Raw genomic sequence first — 15,496 nt, 5'->3', positions numbered from 1 at the left:
GCAGAGGGGACGGGCCTGGATCCACTCCAAGGCAACATCCCGGCCCTGCAACACAACGATCACAAACGAATCCGCCGCTGCAGCAGGAGGGTCAGGACCTCCAGGAGCGCCTGGGACGGGGAAATGTCCCACTGGGAACGGAGCGTAGGCGCCGTTGACGCCAGGCCGTCCGGCGGATTCCGGGGGGAACCCGGAGGGCTCGCGGGGCCCGACGCCAGACCTGTACAGCCTGTACACAAGTCCGCATTCCGCCAACCAGCCCCCTCCTGTGCCCCCAACAGCGCCATTCACGGCCAGTCGGCCAGGCGCCCCAGAGCCGCCGCTGCCGCCCCGGCCCCGGCCAGTTCCAGGGCTTGGGCCAGGCCCAGCAGCGTCGCCTGCCGCTGGCTCAGGGCCACGGCCTTCTTCGACGCCCCCAGCGCCTCGGCGTGGGCAAAGGCCAGCCCGGCCTGCTGCTGCTGTTGGCGCTCCTGGGCCGAGGGCTCGATCAGCTGGCTCAGGGCCACCCCATACCGCAACCACGCGGCCGCCTCGTGGCTTTCGAGCGGGTGGGCCGCGATCACCGCCCGCCAGTCCGACTCTCTGCCTGCCTGTGGGCTCATCGGCCCAGCTCCGGCGCCGCCTCGGCCCCCAGCCACGCCGCCAGACCCGTGGCCCCCGCCACCGCCAGCACCCCGTAGCGGCTGCCGATCGCCTGGGCCAGGGGCAGCCGGTAGGCCCCGCCCCCGGCCAGCAGCACCGTGAACGGCCGCTCCTGGTAGAGCGCCTCCACCGCCGCCACCAGGGCCTCCAGGCTGTACTCGAAACCCGCGGCGGGCCGCTGCGGGTGGCGGCTCTGGGGCACCGCCAGGCAGCGCAGGCCGAACGCCCCCCCTGGGAACAACCGCCCGGCCCGGTGGGCCTCCAGCAGCGCCTCGGTGGCTTCGGGGCCCTCGCCCACCAGCAGCACCTCACCACCGCCGAGCCGCTCCAGCAGCTCGGAGCCGCGCGGCGGTTGGCGCCGCTGACCCGGCTGCCCCCAGGGCTGCCACAGGTCGTGGGTGGCCGCAGCGGCGCTCCACACCTGGGCCTGCAGCAGGGCCTGCAACGCCGGTCGGGCCCACTGCCGCAGGCTCTCCAGCGGTGCCTGGGTGGTGGCGTAGAAGCCGGCCTCCAGCTCGAAGCGCCGCAGCAGCTCCAGCGGGTCAGGCTCCGCCCCCAACGCCTCCGCAGCAGGCGCGTTCCAGAAGTCGCTGTCGTGGTGGCGGCGGCGCAGCTCGGCCAAGGCCTCCTCCAGGGGCTCGGCCGCCCCTTCGGCGTGGTGCAGCAGCTGCAGCTCCAGCGCATCCAGCTCCACCACCAGAGCGCCTGGGCGCCACTCCACCGCCGGCAGGGAGCCCGCCGCCCCAGGATCGGGCGCTTCGTCCTCCAGCCATTCCGCCTCCAGCACCTCCACACCCTCGCCGTCGCCGGGGCGCCTGACGTCACGGCCCTGCTGCAGCAGCTCCAGGCTGAAGCGGGCCCGCAGTAGGGCGGCATCGAAGGCCGCTCGCTGCTCCGCCGCCACCGGCAGACGGCCCACCCGCGCGACCAGCAGGGCCAGCTCCGGCTCCGCCAGGGCGCCGGCGGGCGGCAGGGCTTCGATCACCTGGCCCATCGCCGTGCGGCAGGCCAGGTCCACCCACACCGGCACGGGATCCAGCAGCTGGCAAAGGCGCAGGAACAGATCCAGGCAGGGCCCGGCGGCGGCCGCCTCCACCGAAACCTTCTGCTGCCAGGCAAGGGCTCCGTGCTGCACCAGCTGCTGCTCCAACACCGGCAGCCAGTCGGGCACCGTCCAGGGTTGGCCCGCCGTCGGCTCCAGGATCGCCGCCATGCGCAGGCAGAGCGCCCCGTCGCCGGCCCGTTCAGGGAGGCTGAAATCAACCGGCTCGCCGTTGCGGGGGACCAACCGCTCGTGCACCTGACCCGTCAGCTGGCCGAGCAGGTCGCCGTAGCGCTGCCACAGCACCGTCGCCACCTCCGGCCGCGCCGCCGCCAGCTCGATCACATGGCCCAGCAGATCATCGTGGGCGGCCAGGGCCGCCTCCAGGCGGCCGTGTTCCAGGGCTTCCCGCAGGGCCGCCGCACTGGCTTCCGCCAGTTCCGCCAGCAGGGGATCCTCACCAGCCCCGCTGGCCTCGGGCCGCAGCGACGCGATCAGCTGGTGATAGGCCGGGTAGGGCAGCGCCAGCTCCCGCAGCAGCCGCAGCGGCACCCGTACCGCCGGTTCTCCGCCTGCCGGGTCCATGGCGACACGAGACAAAGCGGTAGGGCGGCAATAACGTTCCACCAACGATTCCAGCATGGCTGCGATGCTCGCCGAGCCGCCCGGCACCCTGGAAACCCCCACCGCCTCCCTCGCTGAATGGCGTCGCCCCGGCCTGGTGGGCCGGCTCGAGGGTTGGAGCCCGCAGGGCGGCCTGTGCGGCTGGGCCTGCCCCTGGCCCCTGCAGCCCCAGGCCGCGCCACTGCACCTGCAGATGGTGATCGACGACCTGCTCGACCCCGGCCAGCACCAGCTGGTCGCCGAACTGATGGCGGCCCAGGCCCGGCCTGATCTGCAGGCGCTGGGCATCGAGCAGCCCTGCGGCTTCCGCTTCTGGTGGGGCCCCTCCCACCCGCTGCCCCCGTTTTCCCAGGGGCTGGTGCTGCGGGTGCTGGTCGCGGCCAGTGGCACCGAATTGGCCGGCAGTCCGATGCGGCTCGATGCGGCCACCTATGGCCAAATCGACCAGCAGCGCCAGCACGGTCCGATTCGCGAAGGCGCCTTCACCCGGCTGGAGGCCCCCCTTCTGCACGGCTGGGGCCGTGGCCCCGAGCCCCTGCTGCTGCGCCTCGACGGCCGCACCACCCTGCCGATCACACCCCCCGAGCCGCTGCCGGAGGAGCCCTGGCCCTTCCAGCTGCTGCTCCCCACCGCCCTCACGGACGGCAGCCTCCACCACCTGCAGCTGGAAACCAGCGCCGGCCAGGTGCTGGATCAACGTTTCGAGCTGATGCCCTTCCATCTCACCCCCTGGGCGGCCCTGCAGCAGCACGCCCGTCCCCCCTTCCCCGACGAGCTCTCGCCCCTGGCCCGCGAGCGCTACCGCAGCCTGCGCACCTGGCTGGCCTGGTCCGACAGCGATGGCACGCCCCTGCCCCCCGATCTGCCCCTGCTGCAGCGTCTGCTGGAACACCCCCTGCCGCGCAGCGAAGGGGGTCCCCCGGCGGTCATGGTCAGTGAACCCGGCCCCGACGGCGGCGCCGTGCCGCGCCAGTCCCTGCAGCTGCCGATCGCGGCCGATCCCCTCGTGTCGGTCGTGATCCCGGTGCACAACCAGTACGGCATCACCCGCCGCTGCCTGGCGGCGATCGCCTACGCCCCCACCCGCATCCCGTTGGAGATCGTGGTGGTGGACGACGGCTCCAGCGACGGCACCGCCGAGGCCCTGGCTGCCGACGCCCCCGGGGTGCGCGTCATCCGCCACGACTTCGCCCGCGGCTTCAACCAGGCCTGCTGCAGCGGCGCCGCCGCCGCCCGCGCCCCCTTTCTGGTGCTGCTCAACAACGACACCGAACCCTGCGCCGCCTGGCTGGAGGAGCTGCTCGATCCCTTCGAGCGCTGGAGCGACACCGGAATGGTGGGGGCCCAGCTGCTCTACCCCGACGGCAGCCTGCAGGAGGCCGGCGGCATCGTCTGGGGCAACGGCGAACCCTGGAACTACGGCCGCGGCGGCAACCCCCACGATCCCCGCGTCGCCTACGCCCGCCAGGTGGACTACGTCAGCGCCGCCGCCCTGGCCATCCGCCTCGATCTGTGGAAGGGGATCGGTGGCTTCAGTCCGGAGTTCTCCCCCGCCTACTACGAGGACACTGACCTGGCCTTCAAGGTGCGACAGGCCGGCCACACGGTGCGCTATGCCCCCCTGGCCCGGGTGATCCACCACGAGGGCCTGAGCTGCGGCACCGACACCGAGGCCACCACCGGCCTCAAGCGCTTCCAGGCGGTCCACGGGCCCGTCTTCCAGCAGAAATGGGCCGCCGCCTTCGAGGGCAGCCGCGAACCCGACCACGCCGCCGCGGAAACCATCAAGGACCGCGGCATCCTCGGCCGCGCCCTCTGCCTCGATCAGGAAACCCCCCGGCCCGACCGCGATGCGGGCAGCCATGCGGCCCTTGTCGAGATGGGCCTGCTCCAGGACCTGGGCTGGAAGGTCACGCTGCTGCCCCTCAACCTGGCCTGGCTGGCCAGCTACAGCGAGGAGCTGCAGCGCAGCGGCATCGAGCTCATCCACGCCCCCTTCGTGCTGTCCCTGGAGGAGTTCCTGCGGGAGCGGGGCCGTGAGTTCGAGCTGATCTACCTCACCCGCTACACCGTGGCCGCCCAGGCGCTGCCGCTCATCCAGCTCCACGCCCCCCAGGCCCGCCTGCTCTTCTGCAACGCCGACCTGCACCACCTGCGCCAGCTGCGCGCCGCCCGCGCCGAGGGTCTGCAGGGCGAAGCGGGCCGCCGCGCCCTCGAAGCGGTGGAAGAGGTGAAGCGCCAGGAACTGGCCGTGATGCGCCAGGTGGATCTCACCTTCAGCTATTCCGAGGTGGAGCGGGCGGTGATCGAGGCCGAGACCCTCGGCGAGGCCGCCACCGCCCCCTGCCCGTGGGTGGTGCATGGCCCCGAGGCTCCCGCCCCCCTCGAGGGCCGCACGGGCCTCGCCTTCCTGGGCAGCTACGGCCATCCCCCCAACCGCGATGCGGTCGAGGCCTTCCTGCTGCAAGTGTGGCCGGAGCTGCAGCAGCGGCGGCCGGAGCTGCGGCTGCATCTCTACGGCAGCGGTCTCGATGCTGGGCTTGCCGCCCGCTGGGGTGCCGAAGCCGGCGTGGTCGTCGAGGGCTGGGTGGCCGATCCGGCCACGGTGTATGCCCGCCACCGCGTCTTCGTGGCGCCGCTGCGCTCAGGCGCCGGCCTCAAGGGCAAGGTGGTGGCCGCCGCCGCCCACGGCCTGCCCCAGGTGCTCAGCCCCCTGGCCGCCGAGGCCACCGGCCTGCGCCACGGCCAGGAGGTGCTGATCGCCCGCAGCCCCGACGACTGGTGCCGGGCCGTGCTCCAGCTCAACGACGACGACGACACCTGGCGCGCCATGGCCGCTGCCGCCTTCGGCTACGCCAGCGCCACCTGGAGCCGCGAGCGCGGCCTGGCCCTGATGGCCGAGGCCCTCCATCGCCTCCAGCTGCCCCACCGGGGGCCCTCCCCATGAGCACCCCCCGCGACACCCTGCCCGAACCCCTCGCCGGCCTGCCGGAGCCGGCGGTGGTGGAACTGCCCCCCGGCCGCCCCTGGCTGGCCCTCTCCGAACTCAACCGCCTCATCCGCCAGCAGGCCCAGGCCCGGCCCCTGGCCCGCGCCTGGGTGCTCGATCAGCTCGTGCACGCCATCCCCCTGCCCATCGAGGAGGAAAAGGCCCTGATGGCCGCCTTCCTGGAGCGCCGTGGCATCAGCGACGACGACCAGGTGCCCGGCTGGCTCAAGGAGCGCGGCCTGGTCTTCGACGACCTGCGCATCCTCGCCACCCAGAAACGGCGCCTGCAGCGCCTGGTGCGCTGCCGCTGGGAGGACGAGGTGGAAGTGCGCTTCCTGCAGCGCAAGCCCGAGCTCGACCAGGTGGTCTATTCCCTGTTGCGTGTCGACAGTGAGGACCTCGCCGCCGAGCTGCACCACCAGATCGCCGAGGGCGAAGCTGATTTCGACAGCCTCGCCCCGCTCCATTCCGAAGGCCCCGAGCGCCACTGCCGCGGCCAGATCGGCCCCCTGCCATTGGCCACCGGCCACGAGAGCCTGGTCAGCCGCCTGCGCCGTGGCCGCCCCGGCCAGCTGTTCGAACCCTTCGCGGTTGGCGAGAGCTGGGTGGTGCTGAGGCTCGAACAGTTCCTGCCGGCCGAGTTGAACGACCTCACCAGGGAGCGCATGATGGGCGAACTCTTCGAGGAATGGCTCGAGCAGCGGGCGCGGCTCCTCCTCGAAGGCCAGCCGCTGCCGCCCCTCGACGCGATGCTCGCCCTGCTGCAGGAGGACCCCGCCCCATGACCTCCTCCCCCGGAGCCATCAGCGGACTGCTCAACGACTTCGCCCCCTTCGACCGGCTCCCCCCCGCCCGCCGCGACGCGATCGATGCCCTGCTGGAGCCCCTGCGCTTCCGCCTCGGCCAGACCGTCCTGCGCCCAGACGTCTTGCCCGAGGGCGTGCTGCTGCTCTGCAGCGGCCAGCTGCGCAGTCTCGGCCCCAGCCCCAGCGGCCGGGGCCTGCGCACGATCGAGCGCCTCGGCCCCGGAACCCTGGCCGGCTGGGCGGGCCTGCTGCGCCGCGACGCCTGCGAACACCTGCGCGCCACCACCGAGGTGGAGGCCTTGCAACTCCCCGCCGCCGCCTTCCGCGACCTCCTGAGCGGCCATCCCGACTTCGCCGCCTGGTTCGCCAACCAGCCCAGCGCCGCCGAGCTCCACACCCTGCTGCTGGCCCTGGCCCAACGGGATCCCCACGCCGAAGCCCTCCTCGACGACTGGCCCCTGCCGCCCGAGCAGGTGCGCCTGCGCAGCCTGCCCCCGGGCGGGCCCGGAGAGCTGGGCCTGCCTCCGGGCTTCCGCTGGTACGCCAGCAGCGGCCTGCCCCTGGCCGAGCCCTGGTCGCACCGTCCCCTGGTGCGCCCCGGCCCCGAGGCCCCCTGGCTGCGGCTCGTGGGCCTGGCGATCCCCCGGGAGGCGGAAGCGCCGATCACGCTCGGCCCCAACCCCCTCACCCCCACCGTGCTGGCCGAGGGGGCGGGCGGCACCTACGCGCCCGCCCTCGAACCACCGCCGCGCCGCGCCGGCGACCGCAGCGGCCAGCTGGCCCTGGGCCGGGCCAGCGGTGTCCGCGCCGTGCCCATCGCCCTCTGCCAGTCCCTGGCCGACTACTTCGGCCTGCCGCTGAACCGCGATGCCCTCGCCGATCAGGTGGACGCCATCCTGCAGCGCCAGGACCAGCTCAACCTGGTCAACATCGGCCAGATCATGGACACCCTCGGCCTGCGGGTGGTGCTCTCGCGGGTGCCCGCCAGCCGCCTGGGGCGCGTGCCAGCCCCGGCCCTGCTGTTCCAGAACGGCCACTTCGGCCTGCTCGATGGCGTCGAACCCGATGGCCGCGCCCGCCTGCTGGAAGCCGAACTCGGCGCCCTGCTGGTGCCGGCCGAGGAGCTGATCACCCACGACGGCGGCCTGGTGGAGCTGCTGCTCTTCGATCGCAAACCCGATGCCAAGCAGCAGCGCTTCAGCTGGAGCTGGTATGTCCCCTTCCTGCGCCAGCACCGCCGCGAGCTGGTCGAGGTCCTGGTGGCCTCGGTGCTGATCAACGCCCTGCGGCTCGTCTTCCCCCTCGGCCTGATGGTGCTGATCCAGAGCGTGGTGGCCAGCCGCAACATCGGCGCCCTGGTCAGCATCGCCAGCGTGATGCTGCTCGCCACCTTGATGGAGAGCATCTTCAAGACGCTGCGCAGCTTCCTGTTCACCGACCTGGCCAACCGCGTCGACCAGGACGCCAAGGCCACGATCCTCGACCAGCTGGTGCGGCTGCCCCAGGGCTTCTTCGATGCCCGCCCCGTGGGCCAGATCACCTTTTATTTCTCCCAGCTCGATCGCCTGCGCGACTTCCTGCTCGGCCAGACCCTGCCCACCCTGGTGGATTTCGGCTTCAGCCTGATCTACCTGGCCATCCTCTTCGCCATCAGCCCCCTGCTGACCCTGGTGACCCTGGCCACCTTGCCCCTGATCGCCGCCGTGGGCCTGGTCACCAATCCCCTGGTGCGCAGCCAGATCAACCGCACCATGGCCCAGGCGGTGCGGGCCTCCAGCTTCCTCAACGAAGCCATCACCGGCATCCAGACGATCAAATCCCAGAACGCCGAACTCAAGACCCGCTGGGAATTCCAGAACCGCTATTCCGCCTACATCGGCGAAGACTTCAAGCTCAAGGTGACCCGCGAAGCGATCGCCAACCTGTCCAACTTTCTCAGCAACCTCGGCCAGCTGGTGGTGATCGCCGTGGCCGTCTGGCTGATCATCCAGGGCCAACTGAATGTGGGTGCCCTGTTCGCCTTCAACATCCTCGCCGGCTACATCCGCCAGCCCTTGGTGCAACTGGTGGGCACCTGGCAGGACTTCCAGTTCAACACCCAGTCGCTGCGCATGGTGGCCGATGTGGTCGACCGCGACACCGAGCAGACCAGCGAGCAGGCCAGCAACATCCCCCTGCCCCCCCTGCAAGGCCGGGTGCAGTTCGTCGATGTGGGCTTCCGCTTCCGCGACCAGGGTCCCCTGGTGCTCGATGGCGTGGATCTGGAGATCCCCGCCGGCTCCTTCGTGGGGCTGGTGGGGGGCTCCGGCAGTGGCAAATCCACCCTGCTCAAGCTCCTCTCCCGCTTCTATTCGCCCGAGCGGGGCAGCGTGCTGATCGATGGCCTCGACATCGGCAAGGTGGAGCTCTATTCCCTGCGCCGCCAGATCGGCGTGGTGCCCCAGGATTCGCTCCTCTTCGACGGCACCATCCGCGAGAACCTGCTGATGGTGAAGCCCGATGCCACCGCCGCCGAGATGATCCGCGCCGCCCGCATCGCCTGCGCCCACGACTTCATCATGCAGATGCCCCAGGGCTACAACTCCAACGTCGGCGAGCGGGGCGCCGGCCTCTCGGGCGGCCAACGCCAGCGCCTCGCCCTGGCCCGGGCCGTGCTCCAGAACCCCCGGATGCTGATCCTTGACGAGGCCACCAGCGCCCTCGACGCCAGCACCGAGCGCCAGGTGTGCATCAACCTGTTCGAGGCCTTCCGGGGCCGCACCGTCTTCTTCATCACCCACCGCCTCTCCACCGTCCAGCCCGCCGACCTGATCGTGTTGATGGACAAAGGCGCCGTGATGGAGCAGGGCAACCACCGCCAGCTGATGCAGCTGCGCGGCTGGTACTACGCCCTCTTCCGCAGCCAGAACCAGGAGGGTCTCAGCTGATGGCCACCCCACCCCGCTCCGCCGATCCCGCCTCCCGCCTGGTGTCCCTGCTCGACGGCTGCGTCGACTGGCTGCGCTCCCCCCGCTCCAGCCGCCGCCACCCGGTGATTCCGGTGCGCGTCGATCTGGTGGGCCAGGATTCCCTTCCCACCGGTGCGCCTGCCGAAGAGGCCCCGCCCACCAGCGAACCCACCGACCCCTCGGCCGTCAGCCACCCCTTCGGCAGCGGCCTCACCCCAACGGGATCGGAAGCGGCCAAAGAATGGTCGTTCCGGGAAACCGTGGTGCTGCGCAAGAGCCGCCGCAGCTCCAGCCTGCTGGTCTGGGCGGGGGTGGGCGGGGTGGCCGCCCTCGGCCTCTGGAGCGTCACGGCGCCGATCTCCGAAACCGTGGCCGTGCCGGGCAAGCTCGAGCCCACCAGCACCGTCAAGGACGTCGCCTCCCCCGTCCCCGGCGTGGTGGAGGAGGTGCTGGTGAAGGAGGGCCAGGCGGTGAGGAAGGGCCAGCCCCTGATCCGCTTCGACCTGCGCGAGCCCCGCAGCAAGCTGGCCGCTGCCGAGAGCATCCGCGAGCGGCTGCTCAACGAGAACCGCGTCGCCAGGGCCACCCTCGGGGAGGAGGCCGCCACCGCCGGCCTCACCGCCAACCAGCAGAACCAGCTGCGCGACCGCGCCCGCGAGCTCAACAGCCGCCTGGACGCCGCCCGGGAGGAACTGGCCAAGAGCACCACCCGCCTGGCCGGCTACCGCGATTCCCTGCGCATCTACGCCGACATCGAACGCCGCTATCAGTCCCTGGTGCGCGATGGCGCCGTCAGCGAGGTGCAGCTGCTCGAGGCGCGCAACAAGATGCAGGACCTGCGCACCAGCGTGGCCGAAGAGGAGAGCGAGATCGCCCGCCTGCGCTCCCAGCTGGTCAACACCGGTTCCGGCACCGATGTGGAGCTGCGCACCGCGATCGAAGCCAACCTGCGCCAGATCAGTGATCTCGACGCCCAGATCCGCCAGGCCCGCCTTCAGATCCAGTACGGCCTGCTCACCGCCCCCGCCGATGGCCTCGTCTTCGACGTCGACGCCAGCGCCGGCAGCGTGGTGGGTGTCAACGCCACCACCCCCCTGCTGAAGGTGGTGCCCCAGGACTCCCTGCGGGCCAAGGTGTACCTGCCCAACAAGGCCATCGGCTTCGTGCAGGTGGGCCAGAGCGCTGAACTCTCGATCGAGACCTTCCCTGCCAGCACCTTCGGCTACCTGCCGGCCAAGGTGGAGCGCATCGGCTCCGATGCCCTCACCCCCGAGGAGCAGACCCAGGTGCTCGGCACCCAGGCCGAGGGCCTCCACTTTCCGGTCATCCTCAAACTGGGCCGCCAGACCATTCCCCTGCCTGACAAAAGCAGCGTGCCGCTCCAGGCAGGCATGGCCCTCACCGCCGACATCAAGTTGCGCGAACGGCGCATGATCAGCCTGCTCACCGGCCTGTTCGAAGACCAGCGCCGCAACCTCCAGCGTCTGCGGTCCCAGTGAGCTCCCGACCCCAGGGCGACTGGTGGCGCTTCGTGCCGCCCGAGCAACGCCGCCGTCGCCGGTTCAAGGCCTGGCGGCTGCGCCTCAAGGAACGCCTGCGCCAGCGCTGGGTGGGCATCGCCCTCTCCTTCCTCGCCTATGGCCTGGTGCTGCTCTGGTTGGTGCTCCACCTGCCGCCGGTGGTGACCCTGTTCGCCCTGGCCCCGATGGTCCTGCTGCCCCTGCTGGGCTACCTCACCTACTGGCTGCTGTGGAAGGAGTTCCACGAGTGAGGGCTCCCGGCACTGGGGCCTGCCCTGTTCAGCTCTTCACGTACAGGCTGGGCAGGGCCCCCAACAGCCACTGGGGCATGAACTGCTCGCCGCCGGCAAAGCCGATCTTGCCCGGGGGATAGAAGGGCAGCACCGCCAGCACCACCTGGGTGGCCTTGGGCCGGGTCATGTTGCGCACGTAGTGAGCCAGCTGGGTCCGCAGCTGCCGGTCTTCCTCCGCCAGGGGCGTGCCGGCGTAGCCGCTGCGCAGGAACTTGCGGTAAATGTCGCCGAACGGACTCTCGAACAGGGGCTGGAGTCGCTCCTCGGGCGTGTCCAGCCAGATCTGGCCCAGCTGGCGCCGGAAGCTGCCCAGCTCCTGGAGGATGGCGCCATCGTCGGGGTCGATCTCGAACAGGTTCACCAGCCCGTTGAGGCGGGTGAGGAACTCCTCGCTGCCGGTGAGCTGCAGGGCCTGGGCGCCGCTGAAAGCGGAGAGCTGGGGCAACGGCGGCAGGTCCGGCTCTGCGGCCAACGGCGCCACCACCCCCGCCCCAGCCCCCGCCGGGGCCAGCGCCCGGCGCTCCAGCGGGCTGGGCTGGCGCAACCGCGGCAGCAGCTCCGGTTCGAACAGGCTCGCGTAGTCCACGAGCAGCCAGTCGGGAAGATTCTGTTCGCAGTTGCGCACTTTCATCTTGCCGCGGCGGAAATAGGGCATTGCCGCCAACAGCACATTGGCCATTTCCGGCCGATCGAAGCCGCTCTGGAGGCGCTCGGAGAGATGGTCTCTCCAGCTCTCTTCATCGCGAAGCAGGGGCTGGGAGGCCAGCTCAGTTCCGATCATCTGGCGATAGCTCTGGCCCACCGCCGAGCCATAGAGAAGCTCCAGGGCATCGATCGGCGCACTCAACCAGAACTTTGACAGGCACTGGCGTGCCAGCCGCGCCTCCGCCAGCCGGGTGGGGGTGGCTTCGTGGGCGAAATCCATGAAGATCGTGCCCAGACGCGCCGCCGACCAGGGGGTGATCTGGGGCCGGCGATCCATCTCCATCGGCACGCTGCCTGGATCACTCACCAACGTATCCAGAAGATCACTATCTTTATGCACTTTTCTTTCACCCCAGCTCACCGTATCCCGGCGTCCGAACAGACGGCTCCAGAGCGACATGACGCAGGTCAGGTACACGCAGGGGGATTGTAATAGCGTTAACGGATGGAACTGTTGCTGATCCATCAGAACCATCCAGGCCAGTTTCGTGATCTGACCCCCGCCCTTGAACGCCGCGGCCATCGCGTCCTCGGTCTGGGTGCCACCCCCCGCGGCCAGCGGCTCGACTACGCCTGGCAGCCGCCGACCCTGCCGGTGGGGTTGGTGGATCCGCTGCTGGAGACCAACCTGCACCGGGCCGGGCGCGTCCAGGAGCGCTGCCTGCAACTGCGTGAGCAGGGCTACCGCCCGGAGGCCGTGCTCGCCCACAGCGGCTGGGGGGAGCTGCTCTACCTGCGCGATGTCTGGCCTGAGGCGGTGCTGATCGCCTACCCCGAGCTCTATGCCGCCCCTCTCCTGCTGGGCTACGGCTTCGATGCCGACCTGGGAGAACCCTCCCCCGCCCTGCGGGCCCAGTGGCGCCGCGGCAACCTGATGGGTCTGGCGGCGGTGGCCGAAGCCGACGCCTGCGTGGTGCCCACCCGCTTTGCCCGCGACAGCTTCCCCCCCCACCTACGCAGCCGATTCCATGTGCTGCACGAAGGCATCGCCCTGCCGCCCGCCGCCATCGGCAGCACCAGCCTGCGGCTGGAGGGCGGCCCCACCCTGGTCAAGGGCGATCCGGTGATAACCTTCGCCAGCCGCAACCTGGAACCCCTGCGGGGCTTCCGCAGCGTTCTGCGGGCCCTGCCGGCCGTCCTCGCCGCCAGGCCCGACGCCCGGGCCGTGATCGTGGGGGGCAGCGGCAGTGGCTACGGCGCCCCTTCCTCCCACCCTGAGGGCCACAAGGGCGAACTGCTGGCCCTGCTCGGCCACCGGCTGCCCCTGGAGCGTGTCCATTTCCTGCCGCCCCTGGCACACCGCGAGCTGCTGGCCCTGTTCCGCATCAGCGCCGTCCACGTCCACCTCAGCTATCCCTATGCCCTCTCCTGGAGCCTGCTCGAGGCGATGGCCTCCGGCGCCCTGGTGGTGGGCTCCGACAACCCGCCGCTGAACGAAGTGATCCAGCACAACCACAACGGGCTGCTGGTGCCCTTCAACGACACCGATCGCCTGGCCGAGACCCTCTTGGCGGTGCTGGCCGACCCACTCGCCTTCGCCGCCATGGCCGACGCCGGCCGCGCCACCGTCGCCGCCCACTACGAGGTGAACCGGGCCGCCGAGGGCTTTGAGGCCCTGATCCGCAGCCTGCGCCTGCTTCGCTGAAGGGCCTGCAGCACCGCCTCCACCACCGGCCGCCAGTCCCGGTCGTCGGCCTGGCGGAACAGGCGCAGACTCGGGTACCAGGGGCTGTCGTCCCGCTGCCTCAGCCAGCGGGGATCGGCGCTGAAGGGCAGCAGCACCCAGGCCGGATGGCCCATCGCGCCGGCCAGGTGGGCCATGGCCGTGTCCACCGTGATCACCAGGTCGGTGCCGGCCAGCACCCGGGCCGTGGCGAGGAAATCACCGGTTGGGTCGATGGCCCCGCCGAACAGATGACCCACCGGCTCCGCCAGCTGCCGGTCCTCCCCCTGCTGCAGCAGCACCGGCTCGCACCCCAGGGCCACCACCCCCTCCACCAGCCGCACCAGGGCGGCGGCCGGCAGGCTGCGCTTGCGGTATTCCCGACAGGTGAAGCCATCGCTGAGCTTGCGGCCGCTGGCCCAGGTGAGACCAATCCGCGGTGGCCGGCCGTAGCCATCAGCGCAGGCGGCGGGGTCCAGGCCCCGCAGGTAGGGGCCTGGTGGCTGGGGGCAGGGGGCGCCGCCCAGGGCCGCCGGCAGCGACAGCAGGCTCACCAGGCTCCGGCCAGCGGAATCCCCTTCGCCGTCTCCGTCGGTTTCGGGTCGGGCCCGCACCTCCGGCGGCTGGGGCAACCAGGCCAGCCCCGCCTGCAGCAGCGCCACCAGCGACGGCTCCACCTCCAGCACCACCCTCTGGCCCCGTACAGCGGCCTGCTCCATCAAAGGGGGGATCCAGCGCAGGTACTGCAGGCCATCCCCCAGGCCCTGTTCGGTGCGCACGTGCAGTCGCCGTGCCCCGGCCACCACAGCCGCCACCCCTCCCTCCGGTCCGGGGGCGTGGCTGGGCAGTTCGAAACGGCGTTCCGCCAGGGCGTAGGCCTCCGCGTAGGCCTCCAGGCCGATCAGCACCGAGGCGTGGTTGCAGGCCACCTCTGGGCCGTCCCGCAGCTGGCGGCTGGCACGGAAAGCACGATCGGCTGCCTCAAAGCGGTTGAGATCCCGCAGGCTGTTGCCGAGGCCCATGAGGGGAGCGGGGCTGGACGGCACCAGCAAAGACGCCCGCCGATAGAGCACCAGGGCCTCCTCCGGCTGATCCGAGAGCCAGAGGGCATTGGCGGCACGCAGGATCAACGGCCCATCTGCAGCATGCGCCCCAATCAGCTCCTGGTACATGCAGGCGGCTTCACGCCATTCCTGCCGGCTCTCCGCCTGCCTCACTTCCTGAAGGACCTGCTCGAATTCGGAATTACCGGGAAGCACTGGCATGACAGGAATAGTGGCCAAGCGGTAGCACTGTGGCAATGATATCTTTCCTGAAAGTCTGCCTGTAGTTCGCGGGGCAGCGACATAGGGCCAACAAAGACAACCTTAGGTTTTGCTCACAATTAGTGAGATGTTTGAGAGGGTATGTTGAAAACGTTACACGGGATACACGTAGGTTCAAATACAAGCCCATAAGCTTTGTTCCAACGAATATCAAGCACTTTTCTCGAGATGGCTTCCTCCGATACCCTTTCAATCTTCGTGCCGACTCCCGGCGATACGATCACCCAGACCACCACCTCCGGCGCCAGGGTTCTCACCAGCCTCAGCGCTGACACGGTCAACACCCGCGTCTTCCCCAACAAGGGCCGGAGCATCGAGGATGTGAACATCAAGGAGCCCACGACTGGTGACACGCGCACCACCTTCTCGGGAGCCTCCAAGGACATTTCCTACGCGGGCAACGCCGACGACAACACCGTCACCTTCACCGGCAATTCCCGGAATACGTCCATCAGCACAGGCGCTGGCGACGACACCCTGATCGCCACCGACATCACCAGGGGCACCATTTCCCTTGGCAGTGGTGACAACACCGCCATCACCGGTGCCCTCAAGAACACCACCATGACCTCCGGCGCTGGGGCCGACAGCTACACCATCACAGGCAAGGCTGATTCTGTGCGGATCAGCGCCGGCGCCGGTGACGACACCCTGATCTTCGGGGGCAAGGTCAGCGATTCCACCATCCTGCTCGGCAAGGGGGCAGACGTTCTCGACTTCTCCAACAAGGTGCAGAACACCTGGATCGATCTCGGCAACGATGCCGTCGTTGATCAGGTCTTCTTCAACGTCAAAGGTGATCTCGGCAACGGCACCCAGATCTTCGGCGCCGGCGACGGCGATCTGCTCATCATCGGCGGTGAGGAATACACCTTCGATACCAGCCAGACGGCCTTCATCTCCACCCAGGGCGACTCCATCACCTTCGGCTGATGACCC

General features: G+C 70.3%; 11 protein-coding genes. 7 read left to right on the top strand and 4 right to left on the bottom strand.

Translation table 11 applies throughout. From position 1 onward, the window contains the following. Positions 1-287 precede the first annotated feature (287 nt). Both KUG43_RS00160 and KUG43_RS00155 read right to left on the bottom strand, forming a co-directional pair. Positions 288-602 (bottom strand): hypothetical protein, encoded by a 315-nt coding sequence (locus KUG43_RS00160; protein ID WP_216905118.1) that lies wholly within the window; start codon positions 600-602, stop codon positions 288-290. Beyond that, positions 599-2,269, bottom strand: a complete 1,671-nt coding sequence (locus KUG43_RS00155) for a hypothetical protein (RefSeq protein ID WP_216905117.1) — start codon at positions 2,267-2,269, stop codon at positions 599-601. The genes KUG43_RS00160 and KUG43_RS00155 overlap by 4 nt, the downstream gene beginning before the upstream one ends. Positions 2,270-2,324: 55 nt before the next feature. Between KUG43_RS00155 and KUG43_RS00150 the strand changes: the two genes are divergently transcribed. Genes KUG43_RS00150 through KUG43_RS00130 form a run of 5 tightly spaced genes read left to right on the top strand, consistent with a single transcriptional unit; the run spans position 2,325 to position 10,822 of the window. Continuing rightward, entirely contained in the window at positions 2,325-5,255 is a 2,931-nt protein-coding gene (locus tag KUG43_RS00150) for a glycosyltransferase (RefSeq protein ID WP_286194220.1), read from the top strand. Continuing rightward, positions 5,252-6,082: a peptidylprolyl isomerase gene (locus KUG43_RS00145; protein ID WP_216905116.1), complete on the top strand. Its 831-nt coding sequence runs from the start codon at positions 5,252-5,254 to the stop codon at positions 6,080-6,082. The genes KUG43_RS00150 and KUG43_RS00145 overlap by 4 nt, the downstream gene beginning before the upstream one ends. After that, positions 6,079-9,030, top strand: coding sequence for an ABC transporter transmembrane domain-containing protein (locus KUG43_RS00140; protein WP_216905115.1), 2,952 nt, complete (start codon positions 6,079-6,081; stop codon positions 9,028-9,030). The genes KUG43_RS00145 and KUG43_RS00140 overlap by 4 nt, the downstream gene beginning before the upstream one ends. Further along, complete coding sequence (locus KUG43_RS00135; RefSeq protein ID WP_216905114.1) at positions 9,030-10,550, top strand: beta-barrel domain-containing protein; 1,521 nt, start codon at positions 9,030-9,032, stop codon at positions 10,548-10,550. The genes KUG43_RS00140 and KUG43_RS00135 overlap by 1 nt, the downstream gene beginning before the upstream one ends. After that, on the top strand, positions 10,547-10,822 hold the full coding sequence (locus tag KUG43_RS00130) for a hypothetical protein (RefSeq protein WP_216905113.1): 276 nt from the start codon (positions 10,547-10,549) through the stop codon (positions 10,820-10,822). The genes KUG43_RS00135 and KUG43_RS00130 overlap by 4 nt, the downstream gene beginning before the upstream one ends. 28 nt (positions 10,823-10,850) lie before the next feature. On the opposite strand, the gene KUG43_RS00125 is transcribed toward KUG43_RS00130, so the two are convergent. Beyond that, entirely contained in the window at positions 10,851-11,876 is a 1,026-nt protein-coding gene (locus KUG43_RS00125) for a hypothetical protein (protein ID WP_216905112.1), read from the bottom strand. 147 nt (positions 11,877-12,023) lie between these two features. Here KUG43_RS00125 and KUG43_RS00120 point away from each other — a divergent pair, with 147 nt between their 5' ends. Then, entirely contained in the window at positions 12,024-13,214 is a 1,191-nt protein-coding gene (locus KUG43_RS00120; RefSeq protein WP_216905111.1) for a glycosyltransferase, read from the top strand. Here KUG43_RS00120 and KUG43_RS00115 read toward each other — a convergent pair. Then, the gene (locus tag KUG43_RS00115; protein ID WP_216905110.1) at positions 13,148-14,362 is read right to left on the bottom strand and encodes a glycosyltransferase family protein; all 1,215 of its coding nucleotides are present in this window, start codon (positions 14,360-14,362) and stop codon (positions 13,148-13,150) included. The two genes, KUG43_RS00120 and KUG43_RS00115, sit on opposite strands and share 67 nt — an antisense overlap. Before the next feature lie 363 nt (positions 14,363-14,725). On the opposite strand from KUG43_RS00115, the gene KUG43_RS00110 reads away from it, so the two are divergent. Continuing rightward, a complete protein-coding gene (locus tag KUG43_RS00110; protein WP_216905109.1) occupies positions 14,726-15,490 on the top strand; it encodes a hypothetical protein in 765 nt (254 codons plus the stop codon). Positions 15,491-15,496 lie beyond the last annotated feature (6 nt).

This window comes from Synechococcus sp. CCY 0621 (genome assembly GCF_019038465.1).
Lineage (GTDB): Bacteria > Cyanobacteriota > Cyanobacteriia > PCC-6307 > Cyanobiaceae > Cyanobium.
The sequence above is the reverse complement of the archived record's forward strand: the minus strand, read 5'-3'. Positions and strand labels throughout refer to the sequence as shown.

Excerpts from the sequence above, each read along its gene's own strand:
- KUG43_RS00160 (WP_216905118.1), bottom strand. The coding sequence starts at position 602 with ATGAGCCCACAGGCAGGCAGAGAGTCGGACTGGCGGGCGGTGATCGCG.
- KUG43_RS00155 (WP_216905117.1), bottom strand. The coding sequence starts at position 2,269 with ATGGACCCGGCAGGCGGAGAACCGGCGGTACGGGTGCCGCTGCGGCTG.
- KUG43_RS00150 (WP_286194220.1), top strand. The coding sequence starts at position 2,325 with ATGGCTGCGATGCTCGCCGAGCCGCCCGGCACCCTGGAAACCCCCACC.
- KUG43_RS00145 (WP_216905116.1), top strand. The coding sequence starts at position 5,252 with ATGAGCACCCCCCGCGACACCCTGCCCGAACCCCTCGCCGGCCTGCCG.
- KUG43_RS00140 (WP_216905115.1), top strand. The coding sequence starts at position 6,079 with ATGACCTCCTCCCCCGGAGCCATCAGCGGACTGCTCAACGACTTCGCC.
- KUG43_RS00135 (WP_216905114.1), top strand. The coding sequence starts at position 9,030 with ATGGCCACCCCACCCCGCTCCGCCGATCCCGCCTCCCGCCTGGTGTCC.
- KUG43_RS00110 (WP_216905109.1), top strand. The coding sequence starts at position 14,726 with ATGGCTTCCTCCGATACCCTTTCAATCTTCGTGCCGACTCCCGGCGAT.